General features: G+C 75.8%; 18 protein-coding genes. 3 read left to right on the top strand and 15 right to left on the bottom strand.

The genetic code is table 11. The annotated features are described in order from the left end of the window. Positions 1-7: 7 nt before the first annotated feature. From BUE37_RS06080 to BUE37_RS06040, 9 genes are all read right to left on the bottom strand, one after another. Positions 8-790 (bottom strand): isocitrate lyase/PEP mutase family protein, encoded by a 783-nt coding sequence (locus tag BUE37_RS06080; protein ID WP_073419152.1) that lies wholly within the window; start codon positions 788-790, stop codon positions 8-10. Between the two features lie 73 nt (positions 791-863). Then, positions 864-1346, bottom strand: a complete 483-nt coding sequence (gene def, locus BUE37_RS06075) for a peptide deformylase (RefSeq protein ID WP_073419151.1) — start codon at positions 1344-1346, stop codon at positions 864-866. Further along, complete coding sequence (proB, locus tag BUE37_RS06070) at positions 1343-2479, bottom strand: glutamate 5-kinase (protein ID WP_073419150.1); 1137 nt, start codon at positions 2477-2479, stop codon at positions 1343-1345. The genes def and proB overlap by 4 nt, the downstream gene beginning before the upstream one ends. After that, positions 2476-3984, bottom strand: coding sequence for a GTPase ObgE (gene obgE, locus BUE37_RS06065; RefSeq protein ID WP_073419149.1), 1509 nt, complete (start codon positions 3982-3984; stop codon positions 2476-2478). The genes proB and obgE overlap by 4 nt, the downstream gene beginning before the upstream one ends. 102 nt (positions 3985-4086) lie before the next feature. After that, a complete protein-coding gene (gene rpmA, locus BUE37_RS06060; protein WP_073419148.1) occupies positions 4087-4344 on the bottom strand; it encodes a 50S ribosomal protein L27 in 258 nt (85 codons plus the stop codon). A gap of 7 nt (positions 4345-4351) precedes the next feature. Further along, positions 4352-4663: a 50S ribosomal protein L21 gene (gene rplU, locus BUE37_RS06055; protein WP_073419147.1), complete on the bottom strand. Its 312-nt coding sequence runs from the start codon at positions 4661-4663 to the stop codon at positions 4352-4354. Positions 4664-4854: 191 nt separating this feature from the next. After that, positions 4855-8184, bottom strand: a complete 3330-nt coding sequence (locus BUE37_RS06050; RefSeq protein WP_073419146.1) for a ribonuclease E/G — start codon at positions 8182-8184, stop codon at positions 4855-4857. A 313-nt stretch (positions 8185-8497) separates the two neighbouring features. Beyond that, complete coding sequence (locus BUE37_RS06045; protein ID WP_073419145.1) at positions 8498-9265, bottom strand: TIGR03936 family radical SAM-associated protein; 768 nt, start codon at positions 9263-9265, stop codon at positions 8498-8500. Between the two features lie 3 nt (positions 9266-9268). Beyond that, entirely contained in the window at positions 9269-11197 is a 1929-nt protein-coding gene (locus tag BUE37_RS06040; protein ID WP_073419144.1) for a TIGR03960 family B12-binding radical SAM protein, read from the bottom strand. A gap of 116 nt (positions 11198-11313) precedes the next feature. Between BUE37_RS06040 and BUE37_RS06035 the strand changes: the two genes are divergently transcribed. Beyond that, positions 11314-13674 (top strand): putative bifunctional diguanylate cyclase/phosphodiesterase, encoded by a 2361-nt coding sequence (locus BUE37_RS06035; protein ID WP_073419143.1) that lies wholly within the window; start codon positions 11314-11316, stop codon positions 13672-13674. 10 nt (positions 13675-13684) lie between these two features. Here the strand turns inward: BUE37_RS06035 and BUE37_RS06030 are convergent, their stop codons facing one another. From BUE37_RS06030 to ndk, 4 genes are read right to left on the bottom strand one after another with little or no spacing between them, the layout of a single operon-like run. Beyond that, positions 13685-14539, bottom strand: a complete 855-nt coding sequence (locus tag BUE37_RS06030; protein ID WP_245794321.1) for an ABC transporter permease — start codon at positions 14537-14539, stop codon at positions 13685-13687. After that, the gene (locus BUE37_RS06025; protein ID WP_139252827.1) at positions 14536-15309 is read right to left on the bottom strand and encodes an ABC transporter permease; all 774 of its coding nucleotides are present in this window, start codon (positions 15307-15309) and stop codon (positions 14536-14538) included. The genes BUE37_RS06030 and BUE37_RS06025 overlap by 4 nt, the downstream gene beginning before the upstream one ends. A 2-nt stretch (positions 15310-15311) precedes the next feature. Further along, positions 15312-16265, bottom strand: a complete 954-nt coding sequence (locus BUE37_RS06020) for an ABC transporter ATP-binding protein (RefSeq protein ID WP_073419142.1) — start codon at positions 16263-16265, stop codon at positions 15312-15314. A 43-nt stretch (positions 16266-16308) separates the two neighbouring features. Further along, complete coding sequence (ndk, locus tag BUE37_RS06015; protein WP_073419141.1) at positions 16309-16716, bottom strand: nucleoside-diphosphate kinase; 408 nt, start codon at positions 16714-16716, stop codon at positions 16309-16311. Between the two features lie 73 nt (positions 16717-16789). On the opposite strand from ndk, the gene BUE37_RS06010 reads away from it, so the two are divergent. Beyond that, positions 16790-17011, top strand: a complete 222-nt coding sequence (locus tag BUE37_RS06010) for a helix-turn-helix domain-containing protein (RefSeq protein ID WP_073419140.1) — start codon at positions 16790-16792, stop codon at positions 17009-17011. 1 nt (position 17012) lies between these two features. Then, positions 17013-17552: a Clp protease N-terminal domain-containing protein gene (locus tag BUE37_RS06005; RefSeq protein ID WP_073419139.1), complete on the top strand. Its 540-nt coding sequence runs from the start codon at positions 17013-17015 to the stop codon at positions 17550-17552. Here the strand turns inward: BUE37_RS06005 and BUE37_RS06000 are convergent. Beyond that, complete coding sequence (locus BUE37_RS06000; protein WP_073419138.1) at positions 17549-17938, bottom strand: DUF4233 domain-containing protein; 390 nt, start codon at positions 17936-17938, stop codon at positions 17549-17551. The genes BUE37_RS06005 and BUE37_RS06000 overlap by 4 nt on opposite strands. Beyond that, complete coding sequence (folC, locus tag BUE37_RS05995; RefSeq protein WP_073419137.1) at positions 17935-19275, bottom strand: bifunctional tetrahydrofolate synthase/dihydrofolate synthase; 1341 nt, start codon at positions 19273-19275, stop codon at positions 17935-17937. The genes BUE37_RS06000 and folC overlap by 4 nt, the downstream gene beginning before the upstream one ends.

Below are 19275 nucleotides of genomic sequence, written 5' to 3'. Positions count from 1 at the left end.
CCCGGCCTCAGTTGAGCGCGCGGGTGCCGGGCGGCAGCACCCCGCCGCCGACCATGTCGACGACGGCGTCCTGCAGCGCGGTGAGCGCCACGCGCTGGGTGAAGGGGCCGGTGGAGACGCGGGCGACGCCGAGCTCCTGCATCTCGCGGGCCGGCAGCGCGGCACCGGGCGGGCTGATCAGCGTCAGCTTGTTGCGGCCGAGGCCCTCGACCACCTGCGCGATCTCGTCGCGGTCGACCAGGCGCGGCACGAAGACCACCGGCGCGCCGGCCTCGAGGAACGCCCTCCCGCGGCGGATCGCCTCGGCCACCAGCTCGCCGCGGTCGGCGCCCTGGGCCGCCCGCACGAAGACGTCGGTGCGGGCGTTGAGCACGAAGTCGATGCCGGCGTCGCGCCCGGCGCGGACCACGGCCTCGACGGCGGCCACGGCGTCGTCGAGGGGCTTCATCTGGTCCTCGAGGTTGCCCCCGACGACGCCCTTCCCGATCGCCCGGCGGGTGGTCTCCCCGGCGTCGCCGTAGCCGGCCTCCATGTCCATGCTCACCGGCAGGTCCACGGCGGCGGCGATCCGGCCGACCATGTCCAGGTGCAGGTCGAGCGGGATGTTCTCGCCGTCCTCGTAGCCGAAGGTCGCGGCGATCCCGTGGCTGGCGGTGGCGAGGGCGCGCACCCCCTCGGTGGCGGCGACCACCTGCGCGGAGACGACGTCCCACACGTTGGTGAGGACCAGGATCTCCGGGGCGGTGTGCAGGTCGAGGAGGGTGCGGGCGCGGGTCGCGAGGTCGGTCACGAGACCTGACCGTAAGGCCTCGTCCAGAGGCTCGCCCCGAGCCTGCGAGGGGTGAGGAGGACGAGGTCCTCCATCAACGGTCGCGCAGCGCCCGCAGGGCCGCCTTGCGGGCGTCCCCGGTGAGCCGGTCGAGGAACACCTTCCCGTCGAGGTGGTCGACCTCGTGCTGCAGGCAGCGCGCCATGAGGCCCGAGCCGGACAGCCGCAGCGGCTCACCGTGCACGTCGAACCCCTCGACGACGGCGTGCATCGCCCGCACCGTGGGCGCCCAGATGCCCGGGATCGACAGGCAGCCCTCGTCGCCGTCCTGGGTCTCCTCCGACAGCTCGACGACCCGCGGGTTGACCAGGTGGCCGATTTCGCCGTCGACGTTGTAGCTGAACACCCGCGCGCTCACGCCGATCTGCGGCGCGGCCAGCCCGGCGCGGCCGGGGTGGTCGACGGTCTGCTCGAGGTCGCGGACGAGGGCGGCCAGTTCCCGGTCGAAGGCCCGCACCTCGTCGGCGGGGGTGCGGAGCACGGGGTCACCGAGCTCGCGGATGGGGCGGATCGTCACCCGGGCAGTCTCCCAGCCGCCCGCGGGCGCCCGACCAGCACCATCTCGTCGCGGTGCACCACCTCGCGGCGGTACTCCGGGTCGAGGTCGGGCGTGCGCCGGCCGAGCAAGCCGGGCAGCTCGCGGGCGTCGTAGGCGACCAGCCCGCGGGCGACGACGGCGCCGTCGGGGCCGACCAGCTCCACCGGGTCGTCGGCGAGGAAGTCGCCGTCCACCCCGGTGATCCCGGCGGCCAGCAGCGACGCCGACCGCTCGCGCACCGCGCGCACCGCGCCGTCGTCGAGCAGCAGGCGCCCGCGGGGGCGGCTGGCGTAGCGCAGCCAGAACTGGCGGCCTGACGGGCGGCGGCCCGAGGGCTCGAACAGCGTGCCCACCCGCTCCCCCGCCAGCGCGGCGGCGGCCTGCGGCGTGGAGGTGACGACGACGGGCACGCCGGCGCCGGACGCGATGAACGCGGCCTCCACCTTGGTCGCCATGCCGCCGGTGCCCACGCCGTTGCGGCGGGCGGTGCCGAGGGTGACCGCGGCGAGGTCGGCCGGCCCGGTCACCCGGTCGACCAGCTGCGCCGGGCCGGTGCGCGGGTCGCCGTCGTAGACGCCGTCGACGTCGGAGAGCAGCACCAGCGCGTCCGCGGCGGCCACGTGCGCGACGAGCGCGGCGAGGCGGTCGTTGTCGCCGAAGCGGATCTCCTCGGTGGCGACCGTGTCGTTCTCGTTGACGATCGGCAGCGCGCCCAGGGTGAGCAGCCGCTCCAGCGTCTGGCGGGCGTTGCGGTAGTGACCGCGCCGGGTGAGGTCGTCGGCGGTCAGCAGCACCTGGCCGACGGTGATGCCGTGCCGGTCGAAGGCGTCGGCGTAGGTCTGCACCAGCCGCAGCTGCCCGACGCTGGCCGCCGCCTGGGCGGTCGCGAGGTCGCGCGGGCGGCCCTCCACGCCGAGCGGCGCGAGGCCCGCGGCGATCGCGCCGGAGGACACGAGCACGACCTCGCGGCCCTGCGCCCGCACGGCGGCGAGGACGTCGACCAGCGCGGTCAGCCGGGCCGGGTCGAGCCCGCCGGGCAGCGTGGTGAGCGAGGAGGAGCCGACCTTGACGACGACCCGGCCCGCCCCGGCGATCCCCGGGCGGGCGGTCACGCCTCGTCCTCGCCGGTCGGGTCGTCGGCAGGCAGCTCCTCGCCGGGCAGCTCCTCGTCGGTCCAGGTGTCGGTGACCTCGTAGGGCACCCGGCGGGCCTTCTTGGCCGCCAGCCGCTCGGCGGCGCGCACGCGGTGCGGGGCGTCGATGCGGCTGTCGGTGCCGCGGCCGCCGAGGCCCGCGGTCTCCTCCGCCAGCGGCGTGCCGGCGGGCAGGCTCGGCTGGAAGTCGAAGGCGACATCGCCGATGACGACGGTGTCGCCCTCCTGCGCACCGAGGCGGGTGAGCTCCTCCTCCACGCCGAGCCGGTTGAGCCGGTCGGCGAGGTAGCCCACGGCCTCGTCGTTGCTGAAGTCGGTCTGGCGCACCCAGCGCTCGGGCTTGGCGCCGCGGACGACGAAGGTGTCCTCGTCCTCGGCCGTGACGGTGAAGCCGGAGTCGTCGACGGCGCGCGGCACGATCGTCACCCGCGCGGGCTCCGGCGCCGGCAGCGCGGCCCGGTACTCCTCGACGGCGGCAGCCAGGGCGTAGCCGAGCGCGTCGAGGCCCTCACCCGTCGCGGCGCTGACCGGGAAGACCCGCAGCCCGCGCGCCTCCAGCGCCGGGCGCACCAGGTCGACCAGCTCCCGCCCGTCGGGGACGTCGATCTTGTTGAGGACGGCGACCCGCAGCCGGCCGACGAGGTCCAGCTCGTCGCCGCCGTACTCCGCGAGCTCCCGGGTGAGCGCGTCGATGTCGGTCTCGGGGTCGCGGCCGGGCTCGAGGGTGGCCATGTCGACCACGTGCACCAGCACCGCGCAGCGCTCGACGTGCCGGAGGAACTGCAGGCCGAGGCCCTTGCCGGTGGCCGCGCCGGGGATGAGCCCGGGGACGTCGGCCATCGTGAAGACGGTGTCGCCCGCCCGCACCACGCCGAGGTTGGGCACCAGCGTGGTGAACGGGTAGTCGGCGATCTTCGGCCGCGCCGCGGACATGGCGGCGATCAGCGAGGACTTGCCGGCCGAGGGGAAGCCGACCAGGCCGACGTCGGCGACGCTCTTGAGCTCCAGCACGGCGTCGAAGGCCTCGCCCGGCTCGCCGAGCAGCGCGAAGCCCGGCGCCTTGCGGCGGGGGTTGGCCAGCGCCGCGTTGCCCAGGCCGCCCTTCCCGCCCTGCGCCAGCACGACGCGGGTGCCGGCGCCCACCAGGTCGGCGACCACCTCGCCGTCGACGCTGACCACGGTGCCCTCGGGGACGCGCAGCACGCGCTCCTCGCCGTTGGCGCCGTGCCGGTGGCTGCCGGCGCCGGGGCGGCCGTTGCCGGCCTTCTGGTGCGGGCGGTGGTGGAAGTCCAGGAGGGTGTGGACGTTGGGGTCCACCTCGAGGACGACGTCGCCCCCGTTGCCCCCGTTGCCGCCGTCGGGGCCGCCGAGGGGCTTGTACTTCTCGCGGTGCACGGACGCGACGCCGTGACCGCCGTTGCCCGCGGCGACGTGCACGACGACGCGGTCGACGAACGCGGCCATCTCTGCTCTACCTGCTCACTGCCTGCTCAACGCCGACGAGCGCACGGGCCGGACGGCCCGTGCGCTCGTGGCGGTACGGAGATCTGGTCCCGAGCCTGCGGCTCAGGCGTCGACCGTCGTGATCGAGACGGTCTTGCGGCCACGGCTGGTGCCGAAGGTGACCGCGCCCGGGGTCAGGGCGAACAGCGTGTCGTCGCCGCCACGGCCGACGCCGAGACCCGGGTGGAAGTGGGTGCCGCGCTGGCGCACGATGATCTCGCCGGCCTTGACGACCTGGCCGCCGAAGCGCTTCACGCCGAGGCGCTGGGCGTTCGAGTCGCGGCCGTTGCGGGAGGACGAGGCGCCCTTCTTGTGTGCCATGTCGTCGTCAGCCCTTCGTGATGTCGCGGACGACCACGTCGGTCAGCGGCTGACGGTGGCCCTGACGCTTGTGGTAGCCCGTCTTGTTCTTGAACTTGTGGATGCGGATCTTCGGGCCCTTGCCGTGCCCGACGATCTCGCCGGTCACGGTCACGCCGGCCAGCGCCTGCGCGTCGCTGGTGACGGTGTCGCCGTCGACCAGGAGCAGGGCCGGGAGGGTGACGGAGTCGCCCGCCTCACCCGCGAGACGGTTGACCGTGAACCGGTCGCCCACGGCCACCTTGTGCTGCCGGCCACCGGCCTTCACGACTGCGTACACCACTGAACTCCTCGATCGCTGCTGTCTGTCCCGCGATGCGTCCTGGGCGCACCCCGGCGCGGGCACCGGGTGCTGGACGGGCCGCACCGCCTCCTCGGCCCCGGGAGGGAGCCCGGTCCGGGGCGGTGCAACCCGACCAGCGTACCCGAGCGCCCGGGACCAGGTCGAACGCGGCCCCGGGCGCCCGGAGGTCAGCTGGCGGGCGGGCCCGCCGGGCGGCTGGCGGCCCGGCGCCGGCGCGGGCGGGCGGGCGGGACGGCCGCGTCCTCGGCGCCTGCGGCGTCGCCGGTGCCGTTCCCCGCGACGCCGTCGGCGGGCACCGGCTCGTCGTCCCCGGGGCCGGCGTCGTCCGGGCCGGCACCCGGGGGCACGTCCTCGTCCGCCGCCGCGGCGGTCTCCGGCTCGGGCTCGGCCGCGGCGGGTTCGCGCTCGGTCACCTCGGCCCCCGGGACCTCGGCGCCGAACTGCACCGTGACGTCGACCTCGGCCGGCCCGGCGACCGCGTCGGCCGCGGGCAACTCCGGGGTGGCCTCGTCGGGGACGGTGACCTCGGTGGCGACGTCGGCGGGCGTCGGGTCCTGGGCCGGGGCGTCCTCGGTGGGGACGTCCTCGGCCGGCGCGACGTCCTGGGCGGCGTCGGCGGCGGTGTCCTCGGCGGCGGTGTCGCCGGACGCGGTGTCCCCGGACGCCGTGTCGCCCCCGGCGGCCGCGGCGAGCACGGCGGCGTCCTCGGCGGCGCGCTCCTCACCGGACTGGCCGCGGTTGCGGCGTCCCCGGTTGCGGCGGCCGCCCGAGCGCTGCCCCTCCCCCGAGCCGTTGGCGGCGCCGGACCCGTCGCCGGAGCCGTCGGCGTCCGTCGCGGCCTGCTCGGCCGAGGCGGCCTCGGTGCGCTCGGTCTCCTTGCGCTCGGTCTCCTTGCGCTCGGTCTCCTTGCGCTCGGCGTCCTTGCGCTGGTCACCGCGCTGGTCCCGCCGGCCGTTGCCGCCGTTGCCCCCGCCGGAGCCGCCGGAGCCGGAGCCGCCGCGGCGCTTGTCGTCCACCGGGTCGGTGTGCACCAGGACCCCGCGGCCGCGGCAGTGCTCGCACGGCTCGGAGAACACCTCGAGCAGGCCCTGGCCGACCCGCTTGCGGGTCATCTGGACCAGGCCCAGCGAGGTCACCTCGGCCACCTGGTGCTTGGTGCGGTCGCGGCCCAGGCACTCGGTGAGCCGGCGCAGCACCAGGTCGCGGTTGCTCTCGAGCACCATGTCGATGAAGTCGATGACGATGATGCCGCCGATGTCGCGGAGCCGGAGCTGGCGGACGATCTCCTCGGCCGCCTCCATGTTGTTGCGCGTGACGGTCTGCTCGAGGTTGCCGCCGGACCCGGTGAACTTGCCGGTGTTGACGTCGACGACGGTCATCGCCTCGGTGCGGTCGATGACCAGCGAGCCGCCCGAGGGCAGCCACACCTTGCGGTCGAGCGCCTTGGCCAGCTGCTCGTCGACGCGCAGGTCGCGGAAGACGTCGCCCTCGCCGGTGTGCCGGGTCAGCCGACCGGTCAGCTCCGGGGAGACGTGCGCGACGTAGGCCTCGACGGTGTCCCACGCGTCGTCGCCCTGGACGACGAGCTCGGTGAAGTCCTCGTTGAAGACGTCGCGGATCACCCGGATGGCGAGGTCGGGCTCGCCGTAGAGCAGCGTCGGGGCGTTGCTCGTCGACTGCGACTTCTGCTGGATGACCTCCCACTGCGCCTGCAGCCGGGCGACGTCGCGGGTGAGCTCCTCCTCCGAGGCACCCTCCGCGGCAGTCCGGATGATCACGCCGGCGTCCTCGGGGACGATCTTCTTGAGGATGTCCTTGAGCCGCTGCCGCTCGGTGTCGGGCAGCTTGCGGCTGATCCCGGTCATCGACCCGCCGGGCACGTAGACGAGGAACCGGCCGGGCAGGTTCACCTGCTGGGTCAGCCGGGCGCCCTTGTGGCCGATCGGGTCCTTGGTGACCTGCACCAGCACCTTGTCGCCGGACTTGAGCGCCTGCTCGATGGAGCGCTGCTTGCCGGTCAGGCCGGCGGCGTCCCAGTTGACCTCACCGGCGTACAGGACGGCGTTGCGCCCCTTGCCGATGTCGACGAACGCCGCCTCCATGCTGGGCAGCACGTTCTGCACCCGGCCGAGGTAGACGTTGCCGGCGAAGGACGTCGCCTGCGCCTGGGTGACGTAGTGCTCCACGAGCACGCCGTCCTCGAGGACGGCGATCTGGGTGCGCTCACCGCGCTGGCGGATGACCATGCGGCGCTCCACCGCCTCGCGGCGGGCGAGGAACTCGGCCTCGGTGAGGATCGGCGCGCGGCGGCGCCCGCTGTCACGGCCCTCCCGGCGGCGCTGGCGCTTGGCCTCGAGCCGGGTGGAGCCGGTGACCCCGCGGACGTCGTCGTCGCTGGTCGCGCGGCCGTTGCGGCCGGCGCGCTCGGGACGGTCGTCGTCGTCCTCGGCCGCCGCCTCGCCCGCGGGCTCCCCGCCACGGCGGCGGCGACGGCGGCGGCGCCGGGTGGTCGAGCCGCCCTCGGCCTCGTCGCCCTCGGCGTCCTCGCCGGTGTCGGCGTCGTCGTCGGTGTCCTCGGCGTCCTCGTCGGCGGCGCGCTCGCCACCGCGCTCGCCGCTGCGCCCGGCGTCCTCGTCGGCGTCGGCGTCGTCGCGGTCGGTGTCGTCGGCGGCGTCCTCGCCGCTGCGGCCCCGCCCGCGGCCCCGGCGGCCCCGGCGACGGCGGCGGCTGCTCCCGCCGGCCTCCTCGCGGTCTCCGTCCTCGGCGTCGTCGCGGTCGACCTCGTCGTCGGCGTCGTCGTCCCGGCCGGTGTCCCGGCCGGTGTCGGAGGTGTCCTCGAGCGGGGTCTCCTCGGCGGGCGCCTCGGCGTCCGCGGCGGCGCGGCGGCGGGAGCGGCCGCGGCGGGAGCGCGGCGCGGGCGCGTCCTCGTCGTCCGCGGCGGGCGCGGGGACGTCGTCGAGGCCCTCGAGCTCCTCGACGTCGGGCGACTCGGGCAGCGGGCGGCGGCTGCGGCGGCGCGGGGCAGGCGCGACCTCGGGCTCGAGCGGTGCCACGAAGCTGACGAAGGCCGGCCGCGGCGGTGCCGGCGGCGGAGGTGCGGCCTCGACGTTGCCGGGGTCGGCGGCGCCGGCGGGGCGGGTGGCCCGGCGGCGGGGCCGGGCGATGACGGCGGTGGGCTCCGGGGAGCTGAACTGGGCGCCGAAGCGGGGGCCGACCGGCTCCTCGTCCTCGGCCTCGTCGACGGGGTCCGCGGCGGGGTCCTCGGCGGTGGCCTCAGCAGGGGCCTCGGCGGGAGGCGCCTCCGCGGCGGGGGCGTCCTCGGCGGGAGCCTCCCCGGCGGAGGCCTCCGGCTCCGGGAGCGGCTCGCCGCCGCTCTCGCCGGTCGCCGCCTCCCCGGTGAGGACCTCCGCGGCCGCGGCGTCGCCGGGCGGGAGGTCGGGGGTGCCGCTGCCGGCTCCCCCGGGCGTGGTGGTGGTGTCGTCGTCCTGGTCGGCCACGAGGGCTCGCCTCCTGTGTGGTGCTCCCGGGCGCCGGTCCCCGGCGGGGACAGGCGGCCGCGCAGGAGCACGGGTTGGGCGGGCCGGGCGGCCGCACTGGGTACGGCGGGCTCGCCCGGCCTGCGAAGTCTGTGGGTCGGTCCCGGGTCGGCGGTCGCCGCGGCCGGGGCCGGACTGCAGGTGGTGCGGACTGCAGGTGGTGCGGTGGTCTGGGTGGTGCGGTGGTGCCGGTGGTCTCGGGTGGTACCGGTCGGGGTGCGGCACGTCTGGCAGCCGTGTCGCGCGACGGCGGGTGGCTCCCGGGCTGCTCCGGTCAGACCGCGGCGTGCTCCCCCTGGCAGCGGGTGCGCGCCTCTCGGTCGGGACCGAGCGGATCGGCCACGGTCCCACTGCCGTCGAGCCGGCCCTGCGCCTCACGCACGGCCCGTGGGGGCGACGGCGGGCGCAGGTCGGCGACGGCAGCCAGAGCGGCCACCACGTCGTCGGGTCGAACGGCGGGCGTCACCTGCCGGACGACCACGTGCAGTATGGCACGCCCTGCCGCACCGCCCACGGACGCCGACGCCACGGGGCCGCGCGCATCGACGTCGCGCAGGCCGTTCTTCGTGCGCTTGGCCACGGTCACCTCGTCGCGGGCGAGGAACTCCGCGACCACCGCCGACAGGTGCTCGGGCTCGATCCCGGGCAGCTCGATGCTCCACCGCGCCGCGTCGATCCGGTCGGCCAGCGACCCCCCGCCCTCGGCCGCCTCGACGCACTCGAGGACGTCGATGCCCGGCGGCAGCGACGCGTCCAGCGCCGCGCGGACCTCCTCCGGGTCGCGCCGCTCGGCCAGCCCGATCTCCAGGTACTCGGCCTCGCTGGCCGCCCCGGTGGGCGCCGCCCCGACGTAGCTGATCTTCGGGTGCGGGGTGAAGCCGGCCGAGTAGGCCATGGGCACCCGCGACCGGCGCAGCGCCCGCTCGAGCGCGCGGGCGAGGTCGCGGTGGGATGCGAAGCGCAGCGGGCCGCGCTTGGCGTAGCGCAGCCGCAGCTTCTGGACCGTGGGCGGCGGAGGCGGGCCCTCCGGCGAGCGGGCCACCCGTCAGCGCCCGACGACGGTGAGCGGCAGCAGGCTGCGCCCGGTGGGGCCGATCTGGATCTCGGTGCCCATGGTCGGGCAGACGCCGCAGTCGTAGCAGGGGGTCCACCGGCAGTCGGCGACCTCCTCCTCCGAGAGCGCCTCCTGCCAGTCGTCCCAGAGCCACTCCTTGTCCAGCCCCGAGTCCAGGTGGTCCCAGGGCAGGACCTCGTGCTGGGTGCGCTCGCGGGTGGTGAACCAGTCGAGGTCGACGCCGAAAGCGGCCAGCTCCTCGGCCGCGGCGGCCGTCCACCGCTCGTAGGAGAAGTGCTCGCTCCAGCCGTCGAAGCGGCCGCCCTCGCGCCACACCCGCTCGATGACCCGCCCGACGCGGCGGTCGCCGCGGGAGAGCAGTCCCTCGATCACGCCGGGCTTGCCGTCGTGGTAGCGCAGGCCGATGGAGCGGCCGATGCGGCGGTCGGCGTTGATGGCCTGCCGCAGCACCCGCAGCCGGTGGTCGATCGTCTCGGCGCTGGCCTGCGCGGCCCACTGGAACGGGGTGTGCGGCTTGGGCACGAACCCGCCGATCGAGACGGTGCAGCGGATGTCCCTGCGCCCGCTGGCCTCGCGGCCGGCGCGGATGACCTCGACGGCGAGCTCGGCGATCTCGAGCACGTCCTCGTCGGTCTCCGTGGGGAGGCCGCACATGAAGTACAGCTTCACCTGCGTCCAGCCGTTGGCGTACGCGGTGGTGACCGTGCGGACCAGGTCCTCCTTGGACACGGTCTTGTTGATCACCCGGCGGATCCGCTCGCTGCCGCCCTCGGGGGCGAAGGTGAGCCCCGACCGGCGGCCGTTGCGGGACAGCTCGTTGGCGAGGGTGACGTTGAAGGCGTCGACGCGGGTGGAGGGCAGCGACAGGCCGGTGTTGGTGCCCTCGTAGCGGTCGGCGAGCTCCTTGGCCACCTGCGCGATCTCGGAGTGGTCGGCGCTCGACAGCGAGAGCAGCCCGACCTCCTCGTACCCGGTGGCGCGCAGCCCCTGGTCGACCATCGAGCCGATGCCCGTGATCGTGCGCTCGCGCACCGGGCGGGTGATCATCCCGGCCTGGCAGAACCGGCAGCCGCGCGTGCAGCCGCGGAAGATCTCCACGCTCATCCGCTCGTGCACGCTCTCCGCCAGCGGCACCAGCGGCGTCTTCGGGTAGGGCCACTCGTCGAGGTCCATGACGGTGCGCTTGCCGACCCGGGCGGGCACGTCGTCGCGGGTCGGGGTCACCGCGGCGATCGCGCCGTCGGGGCCGTAGGAGACGGCGTAGAAGCGCGGCACGTACACGCCGTCGACGCGGGAGAGGCGCGCGAGGAGCTCCTCGCGGCCGCCCGGGCGGCCCTGCTCCTTCCACGCCGCCACCACGTCGGTGACGTCGCCGACGACCTGCTCGCCGTCGCCGAGGACGGCGCAGTCGACGAAGTCGGCGACCGGCTCCGGGTTGAACGCCGCGTGACCGCCGGCGACGACGACGGGGTGCGTCTCGTCGCGGTCGACCGCGTGCAGCGGGACGCCGGCGAGGTCGAGGGCCTCGAGGAGGTTGGTGTAGCCGAGCTCGGTGGCGAAGCTGACGCCGAGGACGTCGAAGTCGCGCACCGGGCGGTGCGCGTCGACGGTGAACTGGCCGACGCCGTGCTCGCGCATGAGGGCGGCGAGGTCGGGCCAGACGGCGTACGTGCGCTCGGCCAGCGCATCGGGGCGCTCGTTGAGCACCTCGTAGAGGATCATGAGCCCCTGGTTGGGCAGCCCCACCTCGTAGGCGTCGGGGTACATCAGCGCCCAGTGCACGGCGACGTCGTCCCAGGCCTTGACCTGGGCGTTCAGCTCACCGCCCACGTACTGGATGGGCTTCTGCACCTGGGCCAGCAGGGGCTCGAGACGGGGGTAGAGGCTCTCTCCGCTCATGACCGGTCCAGGGTAGACGCCGTCCCGCCCGGTTCCGACCGCCTCCGTCGGGAGGCGCCGATGCGTGATCGCCTCTACACTGACGGTGACCAGCGGGGGCGGTTCCGAGGGGGAGCATGACCCAGCCGGCCGGGACCACCGGTACGCAGCCCGACGCCGAGGGCGTCGCTCCGACCCGACCCCGCGGCTGGGCGCGGGCGGTCCTCCCCGCGCTCCCGCACGGCCGCGCGATGCCGGCCGAGCAGTGGGACGCCCACCACGCCTTCGTCCTGCGCGCGCTGGCCGTCCTGGTCGCCGCGGTGCCGGTCTACGCGCTGCTGCGGGGCACCGGGCCGGGGCCGGCGGTGCTGGCCACCGCTCCCCTGCTGGCGCTCGCCTCCGTCGCCCGGCTGCCCTCGCTGCACCGCAGCACCCGCGCCGCCGCCGCCGCCCTCGGGCTCATGGCCACCGCCGCGGTGGTGGTGTACCTGTCCGACGGCGCCACCGAGGCGCACTTCCTGTTCTTCGCGCTGCTGCCGCTGGCCGCGCTGTACGCCGCGCGGGCGCCGTTCCTGCTCGCCGTCGGCTTCGTCGCGGCGCACCACCTCCTGCTCGGCACCCTCGTGCCGCACGCCGTCTTCTCGCACTCCGCCGCGCCGCTGCCCATGGCCGCCCTGCACGCCGGGTTCGTCCTGCTCGAGAGCTGGGCCTGCCTGGCGGCGTGGCGCCGCTTCGACGACCGGCGCGAGCAGATCGAGCAGGTGGTCGCCGAACGGACCGGCGAACTGCGCGCCCAGCGCGACGAGCTGGCCCGGCTGGCCGCCGTCGTGCAGTCGACCGACGACGCCGTGGTCACCACCACCGTCGACGGGACGATCACCAGCTGGAACCCCGGCGCGGAGCGGCTCTACGGCTGGCGGGCCGAGGAGGTGCTCGGCCGGCACGCCTCGCTGCTGTCCGGCGGCGCCCCGCTGCCCGCCGACATGACGACGCTGCCGCCCGGCGCCCAGGAGCGGGTGCACCGCCGCCGCGACGGCTCGGTGTTCGACGCCCTGGTGACCTTCTCCCTCATCCGCGGCGAGGACGGCCGGCCCACCGGCGTCGCCGGCATCAGCCGCGACATCACCGGGACCAAGCGCCGCGAGGCCGAGGCCCGCGCCGCCGCCCGGCAGCTGGAGGCGCAGGCCGGCGAGCTCGCCCGCCGCGCGCTGCACGACCCGCTCACGGGCCTGGCCAACCGCGCGCTCATGCAGGACCGGCTCGAGCACGCCCTCGCGGACCGGCGGGTGCGCCGGCACGCGGTGCTGCTGCTCGACCTCGACGACTTCAAGGCGGTCAACGACGAGTGCGGCCACGAGGCCGGCGACGCGGTGCTGGTCGCGGTGGCCCGGCGGCTGGAGTCGCACGTGCGCCCGGCCGACACCGTGGCCCGCCTCGGCGGCGACGAGTTCGTGGTGCTCATGGAGGACGTCGAGGGCCGCCGCGACGTCGTCACCGTCGCCGAGCGGCTGCTCGGGGCGCTGCGCGAGCCGGTGCCGTGGGGCGACGAGCGGTTCACCGTCGGCGGCAGCGTCGGCGTCACCCTCACCGACCCGACCGACCGCCGCGGCATGGACGACCTGCTGCGCGACGCCGACCTCGCGATGTACGTGGCGAAGTCCGGCGGCAAGAACCGGGTGCGGGTGTTCGAGCGGGGCATGCGCGAGGAGGTCGCCGCGCAGGACGAGCTGGTGCGCGACCTGCGCGCCGCCGTCGACGGCGGGGAGCTGCGGGTGCTCTACCAGCCGCAGGTGGACCTGCGCACCGGCGCGGTCACCGGCGTGGAGGCCCTCGCGCGCTGGCAGTCGGGCAGCCGCGGCCTGGTCGAGCCGGCCGGGTTCATCCCGGTCGCGGAGGCCACCGGCGTCATCGACGCGATCGACGACTGGGTGATCGGCCAGGCCTGCGGCCAGCTGCGCGCCTGGGACGACGCGGGCCTGCCCGAGCTGCGGATGGCGGTCAACGTGTCGCCGCGGCGGCTGGCCACCGGCGACCTCGCCGTCACGCTGGCCGCGGCCACCCGCGCCTCCGGCGTCCACCCGTCCCGGCTGGAGATCGAGGTGCCCGAGGCGGTGGCGTCCGGGCCCGACGCCGCGGCCGGCATCCGCGACGTCCGGGCGCTCGGCGTGCACGTGGCGATCGACGACTTCGGCACCGGCTCCTCCTCGCTGGCCCGGCTGCAGGACCTGCCGCTGGACCGGCTGAAGATCGACTCGTCGTCGGTGGCGCTGCTCGCGGCGGGCCAGGCGGCCGGCTCGCTGGCCGACGCCGTCATCGCGCTGGGCAACAGCCTGGGCCTGCAGGTGGTGGCCGAGGGCGTCGAGCAGCCCGGCCAGCTCGCCGCGCTGCGGTCGCTGGGCTGCGACGCCGCCCAGGGGCACCTGTTCGGCTCGCCGGTGCCGGCGTCCGCCGTGGAGCACATGGTGCGCTCGGGCCGCCCGCTCATCGCCGTGGCGTGACGCGCGAGCGTCAGCGCAGCAGCAGCCGCTCCAGGCGGCGGGCGCCGACGGCCAGCCCGGCGACGCCCATGACCACCAGGTAGGCCGCCGACCCGAGCAGGCCCCAGCGGACGTCGCCGGTCACGAGCCCCCGGACCAGCTCGATGCCGTGGTAGAGCGGCGTGCACTCGACCAGCACCTGCAGCGCCCGCGGATAGGTCGACAGCGGGTAGAAGGTGGTCGAGAACAGGAACAGCGGCAGCACGGCGACCTGCACGAACTCGAAGTCCTGCCAGCCGCGCAGCCAGGTGGTGGCGGCGAGGCCCACCGCGGCGAAGGCGAAGCCGATGAGCACCGCGGCCGGCAGCGCGAGCAGCGCCCACCACGAGCCGACCAGGCCCATCGCGAGCATCACCAGCAGGAACGCCGTCGAGTAGACCGCGCCGCGCAGCAGCGCCCAGACGGTCTCCCCCACCGCGGTGTCCGCGGCCGACAGCGGCGTGGCCAGCACGGCGTCGTAGGTCTTGGCGTGCCTCAGCTTGAAGTAGAGGTTGAACACGGCGTCGTAGACCGCGCCGTTCATCGCCGCCGAGGCGAGCAGCGCCGGCGCGACGAACTCCTGGTAGGTCAGCGCCGCGCCGGTGTCGGTGACCACGTCGCCGACCAGGGCACCGATGCCCACGCCGATCGACAGCAGGTAGAAGAACGGCTCGAAGAAGCCGGAGACGAACACCAGCCAACTGCGCCGGGCCACGAGCAGGTTGCGGTACACGAGCTGCCCGGCCCGGCGGGGCGAGAGCGGGTACAGCGGCACGACCCGCAGCAGCAGGGCCACCGGGGCGGGGATCGCGGGCGCGGGGGTCGCGGGGGTCGGGGACGCCGTCACCGGACCAGCCGCCGCTCCAGCGCGCGGGCCGCCAGCGCCGCCCAGGCCGCCGTCCACGCCAGCAGGTAGCCCAGGTGCAGCAGCGCCGAGCCGCCGTCGACGGTGCCCAGCGCCAGCTCCCGCGCCAGGGTGACCCCGTGCCACAGCGGGGTGGCGTACGCGAACCACTCCAGCGCCGCCGGCAGCTGGCTGACCGGGAAGAACGTGCCGCTGAACAGGAACAGCGGGACGACGAGGAAGCGCTGCAGCGCGGCGAACGCGGCGTCCTCCTCCAGCCGGGCGGCCATGGCCGTGACCGGCGCGGCGAACGCCAGCCCGGTGAGCAGCGCGACCGGCACGGCGAGCACCACCAGCGGGCTCTCCGCGGCGCCGAAGAGCAGCAGGACGAGGAGGAAGGCGGTGGCCGACGTCGCCACCCGGAACCCGACGTAGAGCAGGTGCCCGGCGAGCAGGTCGACGGCGCAGGCCGGGGTGGCCAGCACCGCCTCGTAGACGCGGTCCCACTTGATGGCGCCGAGCACCGGGTAGCTCGACTCGCCGGTGGCGGTCTGCATGGCGGCGGCCACGAGCAGGCCGGGTGCGAGGAAGGCGAGGTAGCCGGCGCCACCGGGCACGCCGGGGCCGCGGTCGACCAGCGCGCCGAGGGTCAGGCCCATCGCGGCGAGGAAGAGCACCGGCTCCAGCACGCTGCCGATCGCGCTGCTGCGCCAGTAGTGGCGGTGCGCGGTGAGGCGCTGGCGGAAGAAGGAGACCGCCGCGGCGCTGGGCACGGTCAGTCCACCAGGGTGCGGCCGGTGAGGCGGAGGAAGACGTCCTCCAGCGAGCTGCGCCGCACCAGCGAGGAGACCGGCTGCAGCCCGTGCGCCAGCACCGCCGACAGGGCCGCGTCGCCGTCGGCGGTGTAGAGCAGCAGCCGGTCGGGCAGCACCTCCACCCGCTCGGCCAGCCCGCGGGCGACCAGCGGCGCCAGGGCGTCGGCGTGCGCGGCGGGCCCGGGCCCGCCCTCGGTCAGCGGGAAGCGCAGCTCGCAGACCTCGCGGGTCGACCAGGTGGCGATGAGCTCCGCGGGGCTGCCCTCGGCGGCGATCCGGCCGCGGTCCATGACCACCAGCCGGTCGCACAGCTGCTCGGCCTCGTCCATGTAGTGCGTGGTGAGCACGAGGGTCACCCCGCGCTGCTTGAGCCGGTAGAGCCGCTCCCACAGCACGTGCCGGGCCTGCGGGTCCAGGCCGGTGGTGGGCTCGTCGAGCAGGACGACGTCGGGGTCGTTGACCAGCGCGCGGGCGATGGTCACCCGCCGGCGCATGCCGCCCGACAGCGGCTCGACGCGGTCGCCGGCCCGGTCGGCGAGCTGGACGAAGTCGAGCAGCTCCGCCGTCCGCTCGCGGACGACGGCCCGCGGCAGGCCGAAGTACCGGCCGTAGACCAGCAGGTTCTCGGCGACCGTGAGCTCGAGGTCGAGGTTGTCGGTCTGCGGGACGACGCCGAGCCGGGCGCGGATGGCCGGGCCGTCGACGGCCGGGTCCATGCCGAGGATGCGCAGCTCGCCCGCGGTGGGCGGGGAGACCGCACCCACCATCCGCATGGTCGTGCTCTTGCCCGCGCCGTTGGGCCCGAGGAAGCCGAAGGCCTGGCCGGGCGCGATGTCGACGTCGATGCCGTCGACGGCGGTGTACGTGCCGAAGCGCTTGACCAGCCCCCGGGCCCGGACGAGCGGTTCTGCCATGGCTCCCATGCTCACCCGGGCCCCAGGGGCGCGGTCCACCCGATTACAGACCGGGGAAGAACAGCCCGATCTCGCGCGCGGCCGACTCGGCGGAGTCCGAGCCGTGGACGATGTTGGACTGCACCTCGAGGGCGAAGTCGCCGCGGATGGTGCCGGGGGCGGCCTTCACCGGGTCGGTGGCGCCGGCCAGCGCGCGGAACGCCTCGACGGCGCGCGGGCCCTCGACGACGAGGGCGAGGAGCGGGCCGCCGGTGATGAACTCGACCAGCGAGCCGAAGAAGGGCTTCTCGCGGTGCTCGCCGTAGTGCTCCTCGGCGACCTCGCGGGTCAGGGTGCGCAGCTCGGCGGCCACCAGGCGCAGGCCCTTGGCCTCCAGCCGCGAGACGACCTCTCCGACCAGGCCGCGGGCGACGCCGTCGGGCTTGACGAGGACCAGGGTGCGATCAGTCACGAGGCGGCACCCTACGGGACGTCGCGTGTCAACCCGGGTTGACACCGGGCCGGATGTCAACGATGGTTGACACATGGCCACTCCTACCGACGTCACCACCGCAGCCGCGGCCGACGACCCGGACACCGGCCTGCGCGCCGTCCGGGCGCTGCGCGAGCTGGCAGAGCGCCTCGAGGCGCTGCAGGTCGGCAACGCGCGGGCGCGCGGCTGGTCGTGGCAGCAGATCGCCGGGGCCCTCGGCGTCAGCCGGCAGGCCGTCCACAAGAAGCACGCCCGGAGCAGGAAGGACGTCTGAGGTGTTCGAACGCTTCGCCCAGGAGGCCCGCACCGCGGTGGTCGTGGCCCAGGAGGAGGCCCGCGGCCTGCGGGCCGGGCGCATCGAGCCGGTGCACCTGCTGCTCGCGCTGGCCCGCGACCCCGGCCGCGGCGGGGCGGCCCTGCGCGCCGCCGGCCTCGACCACGCCACCGTCCGCGACGCGCTGACCCGGTCGGCCGGGCCGCTGGACGCCGACGCGCTGGCCGCCGTCGGCATCGACCTCGACCGGGTGCGCGCGGCGGCGGAGTCGGCGTTCGGCGCCGGCGCGCTCGACCGGGCACCGGGCGTCCGCACCGGCCACCTGCCCTTCACCGATGGCGCCAAGCGGGCGCTGGAGGCCGCGCTCCGGCACGTCCTGGCGCAGCCGCGCCGGCGCCGGGCGCGGGTCATCGACACCGGGCACCTCGTCGTCGGCGTCCTCGCCGTCGCCGACCCGGTGGTGCAGCGGGTGCTGCGCTCGCTGGGCACCGACGTCGTTCGGCTGCGGGACGCGCTCGACGGCGCCTCCGACGCGGCCTAGCTGCCGGGGGGCGCCTCCGGCGGCGCGGTGGGCTCGCGGAACGGGGAGCCCAGCAGGTCCTTGCGGATCTGCAGCAGGTACAGCCAGATGAGCAGGAACAGCCCGCCGACGAACCACATCGAGGCGTCGATCAGGCCGGTCAGCAGCAGCGGGACCTGCAGCGCGGTGCCGATCTCCAGGCCGCGCGGCCGCCGCTGGATGCCGCTGGCCAGCACCAGGAGCAGCGCCAGGACGAGCAGGATCGTCAGCCGGGCGCCGCCGAGGCCCGCCTCGGTCTGCGCGATGGCCCGCGGCACGAACAGCACGGCGATGCCCTCGAGCAGCAGGACGGCGGCGGCCGCGCCGCGCAGCGCCCGCGCGGCGCGGACCGGGTCGGGCGCCGTCACGCGGTCCCGCCGAGCACGGTGCGGGCCTCCCCCGCGGTGATCACGCTGCCGGTGACGAGCACGCCGGAGCCGCCGAGGGCGTCGTCGGGACCGGCCTCGGCCAGCTCGATCGCCTCGGTGATCGCCTCGGGCAGCCGCGGCGACACGCTCACCCGGTCGGCGCCGAAGACGTCGACGGCGAGCGCGCCGAGCTCGTCGGCGGGCATCGACCGCGCCGAGCCGTTCTCCGTGACGACCAGCTCGGCGCAGACGGTCTCCAGCTCGCGCAGCATCCCCTCGACGTCCTTGCCGCGCACGCAGGCGACGACGCCGACGAGCCGGGTGAAGTCGAAGGACTCCCGGATCGCCTCGACGGTGGCGGCCATCCCGGCCGGGTTGTGGGCGGCGTCGACGAGCACGCTGGGGCTGGTGCGCACCCGCTCCAGCCGGCCGGGCGAGCGCACGGCGGCGAAGGCGGCGCGCACCGTCTCGACGTCGACCGGCCCGGTGGCCGCGCCCGCGCCGAGGAACGCCTCGACGGCGGCCAGCGCGGTGGCGGCGTTCTGCGCCTGGTGCGCACCGAACAGCGGGAGGTAGACGTCCTCGTACTCCCCGCCCAGGCCCTGCAGCCGCAGCTGCTGCCCGCCGACGGCGACCTTCCGGTCGAGCACGCCGAACTCGGTGCCCTCGCGGGCCACCACGGCCTCCACCTCGACGGCGCGGCGCACCAGGGCGTCGAGCGCGCCGGGCTGCTGGCGGGCGAGGACGGCGATCGCGTCGGGCTTGATGATCCCGGCCTTCTCGCCGGCGATGGTCGTCACGTCGGGGCCCAGGTACTCGGCGTGGTCCAGGGACACCGGCGTCACGACGGCGACCCGCGCGTCGACGACGTTGGTGGCGTCCCACGTGCCGCCCATGCCGACCTCGATGACGGCGACGTCGACCGGCGCCTCGGCGAACAGCGCGTACGCCATGCCGACGGTGACCTCGAAGAAGCTCATCGGGTGCTCGCCGGCGGCGTCGACCATCTGGACGTACGGCGCGATGTCGTCGTAGGTCTCGACGAACCGCTCGGCGTCGACGGGCTCGCCGTCGAGGACGATCCGCTCGCGCACCGACTGCAGGTGCGGGCTGGTGAACCGGCCGACGCGCAGGCCGAAGCCGCGCAGCAGCTCGTCGACCATCCGCGCCGTCGTCGTCTTGCCGTTGGTGCCGGCCACCTGCACCACCGGGTAGGCCCGGTGCGGGCTGCCGAGCAGGTCGACGAGGGCGGCGATGCGGCCGAGCGAGGGCTCCAGCCGCGTCTCCGGCCAGCGCGCCAGCAGCTCCTTCTCCACGCGTGACAGGTCGCTGCTCAT

This window comes from Geodermatophilus nigrescens (assembly GCF_900129495.1).
Taxonomy (GTDB): domain Bacteria; phylum Actinomycetota; class Actinomycetes; order Mycobacteriales; family Geodermatophilaceae; genus Geodermatophilus; species Geodermatophilus nigrescens.
Note: the sequence above shows the minus strand (reverse complement) of the source record. Positions and strands in the feature narration are given on the sequence as shown.

Bases quoted from the DNA above. Each gene is read 5' to 3' on its own strand.
- obgE (WP_073419149.1), bottom strand. From the start codon at position 3,984: ATGGCCGCGTTCGTCGACCGCGTCGTCGTGCACGTCGCCGCGGGCAAC.
- rpmA (WP_073419148.1), bottom strand. From the start codon at position 4,344: ATGGCACACAAGAAGGGCGCCTCGTCCTCCCGCAACGGCCGCGACTCG.
- BUE37_RS06040 (WP_073419144.1), bottom strand. From the start codon at position 11,197: ATGAGCGGAGAGAGCCTCTACCCCCGTCTCGAGCCCCTGCTGGCCCAG.
- BUE37_RS06035 (WP_073419143.1), top strand. From the start codon at position 11,314: ATGACCCAGCCGGCCGGGACCACCGGTACGCAGCCCGACGCCGAGGGC.
- BUE37_RS06020 (WP_073419142.1), bottom strand. From the start codon at position 16,265: ATGGCAGAACCGCTCGTCCGGGCCCGGGGGCTGGTCAAGCGCTTCGGC.
- BUE37_RS06010 (WP_073419140.1), top strand. From the start codon at position 16,790: ATGGCCACTCCTACCGACGTCACCACCGCAGCCGCGGCCGACGACCCG.
- folC (WP_073419137.1), bottom strand. From the start codon at position 19,275: ATGAGCAGCGACCTGTCACGCGTGGAGAAGGAGCTGCTGGCGCGCTGG.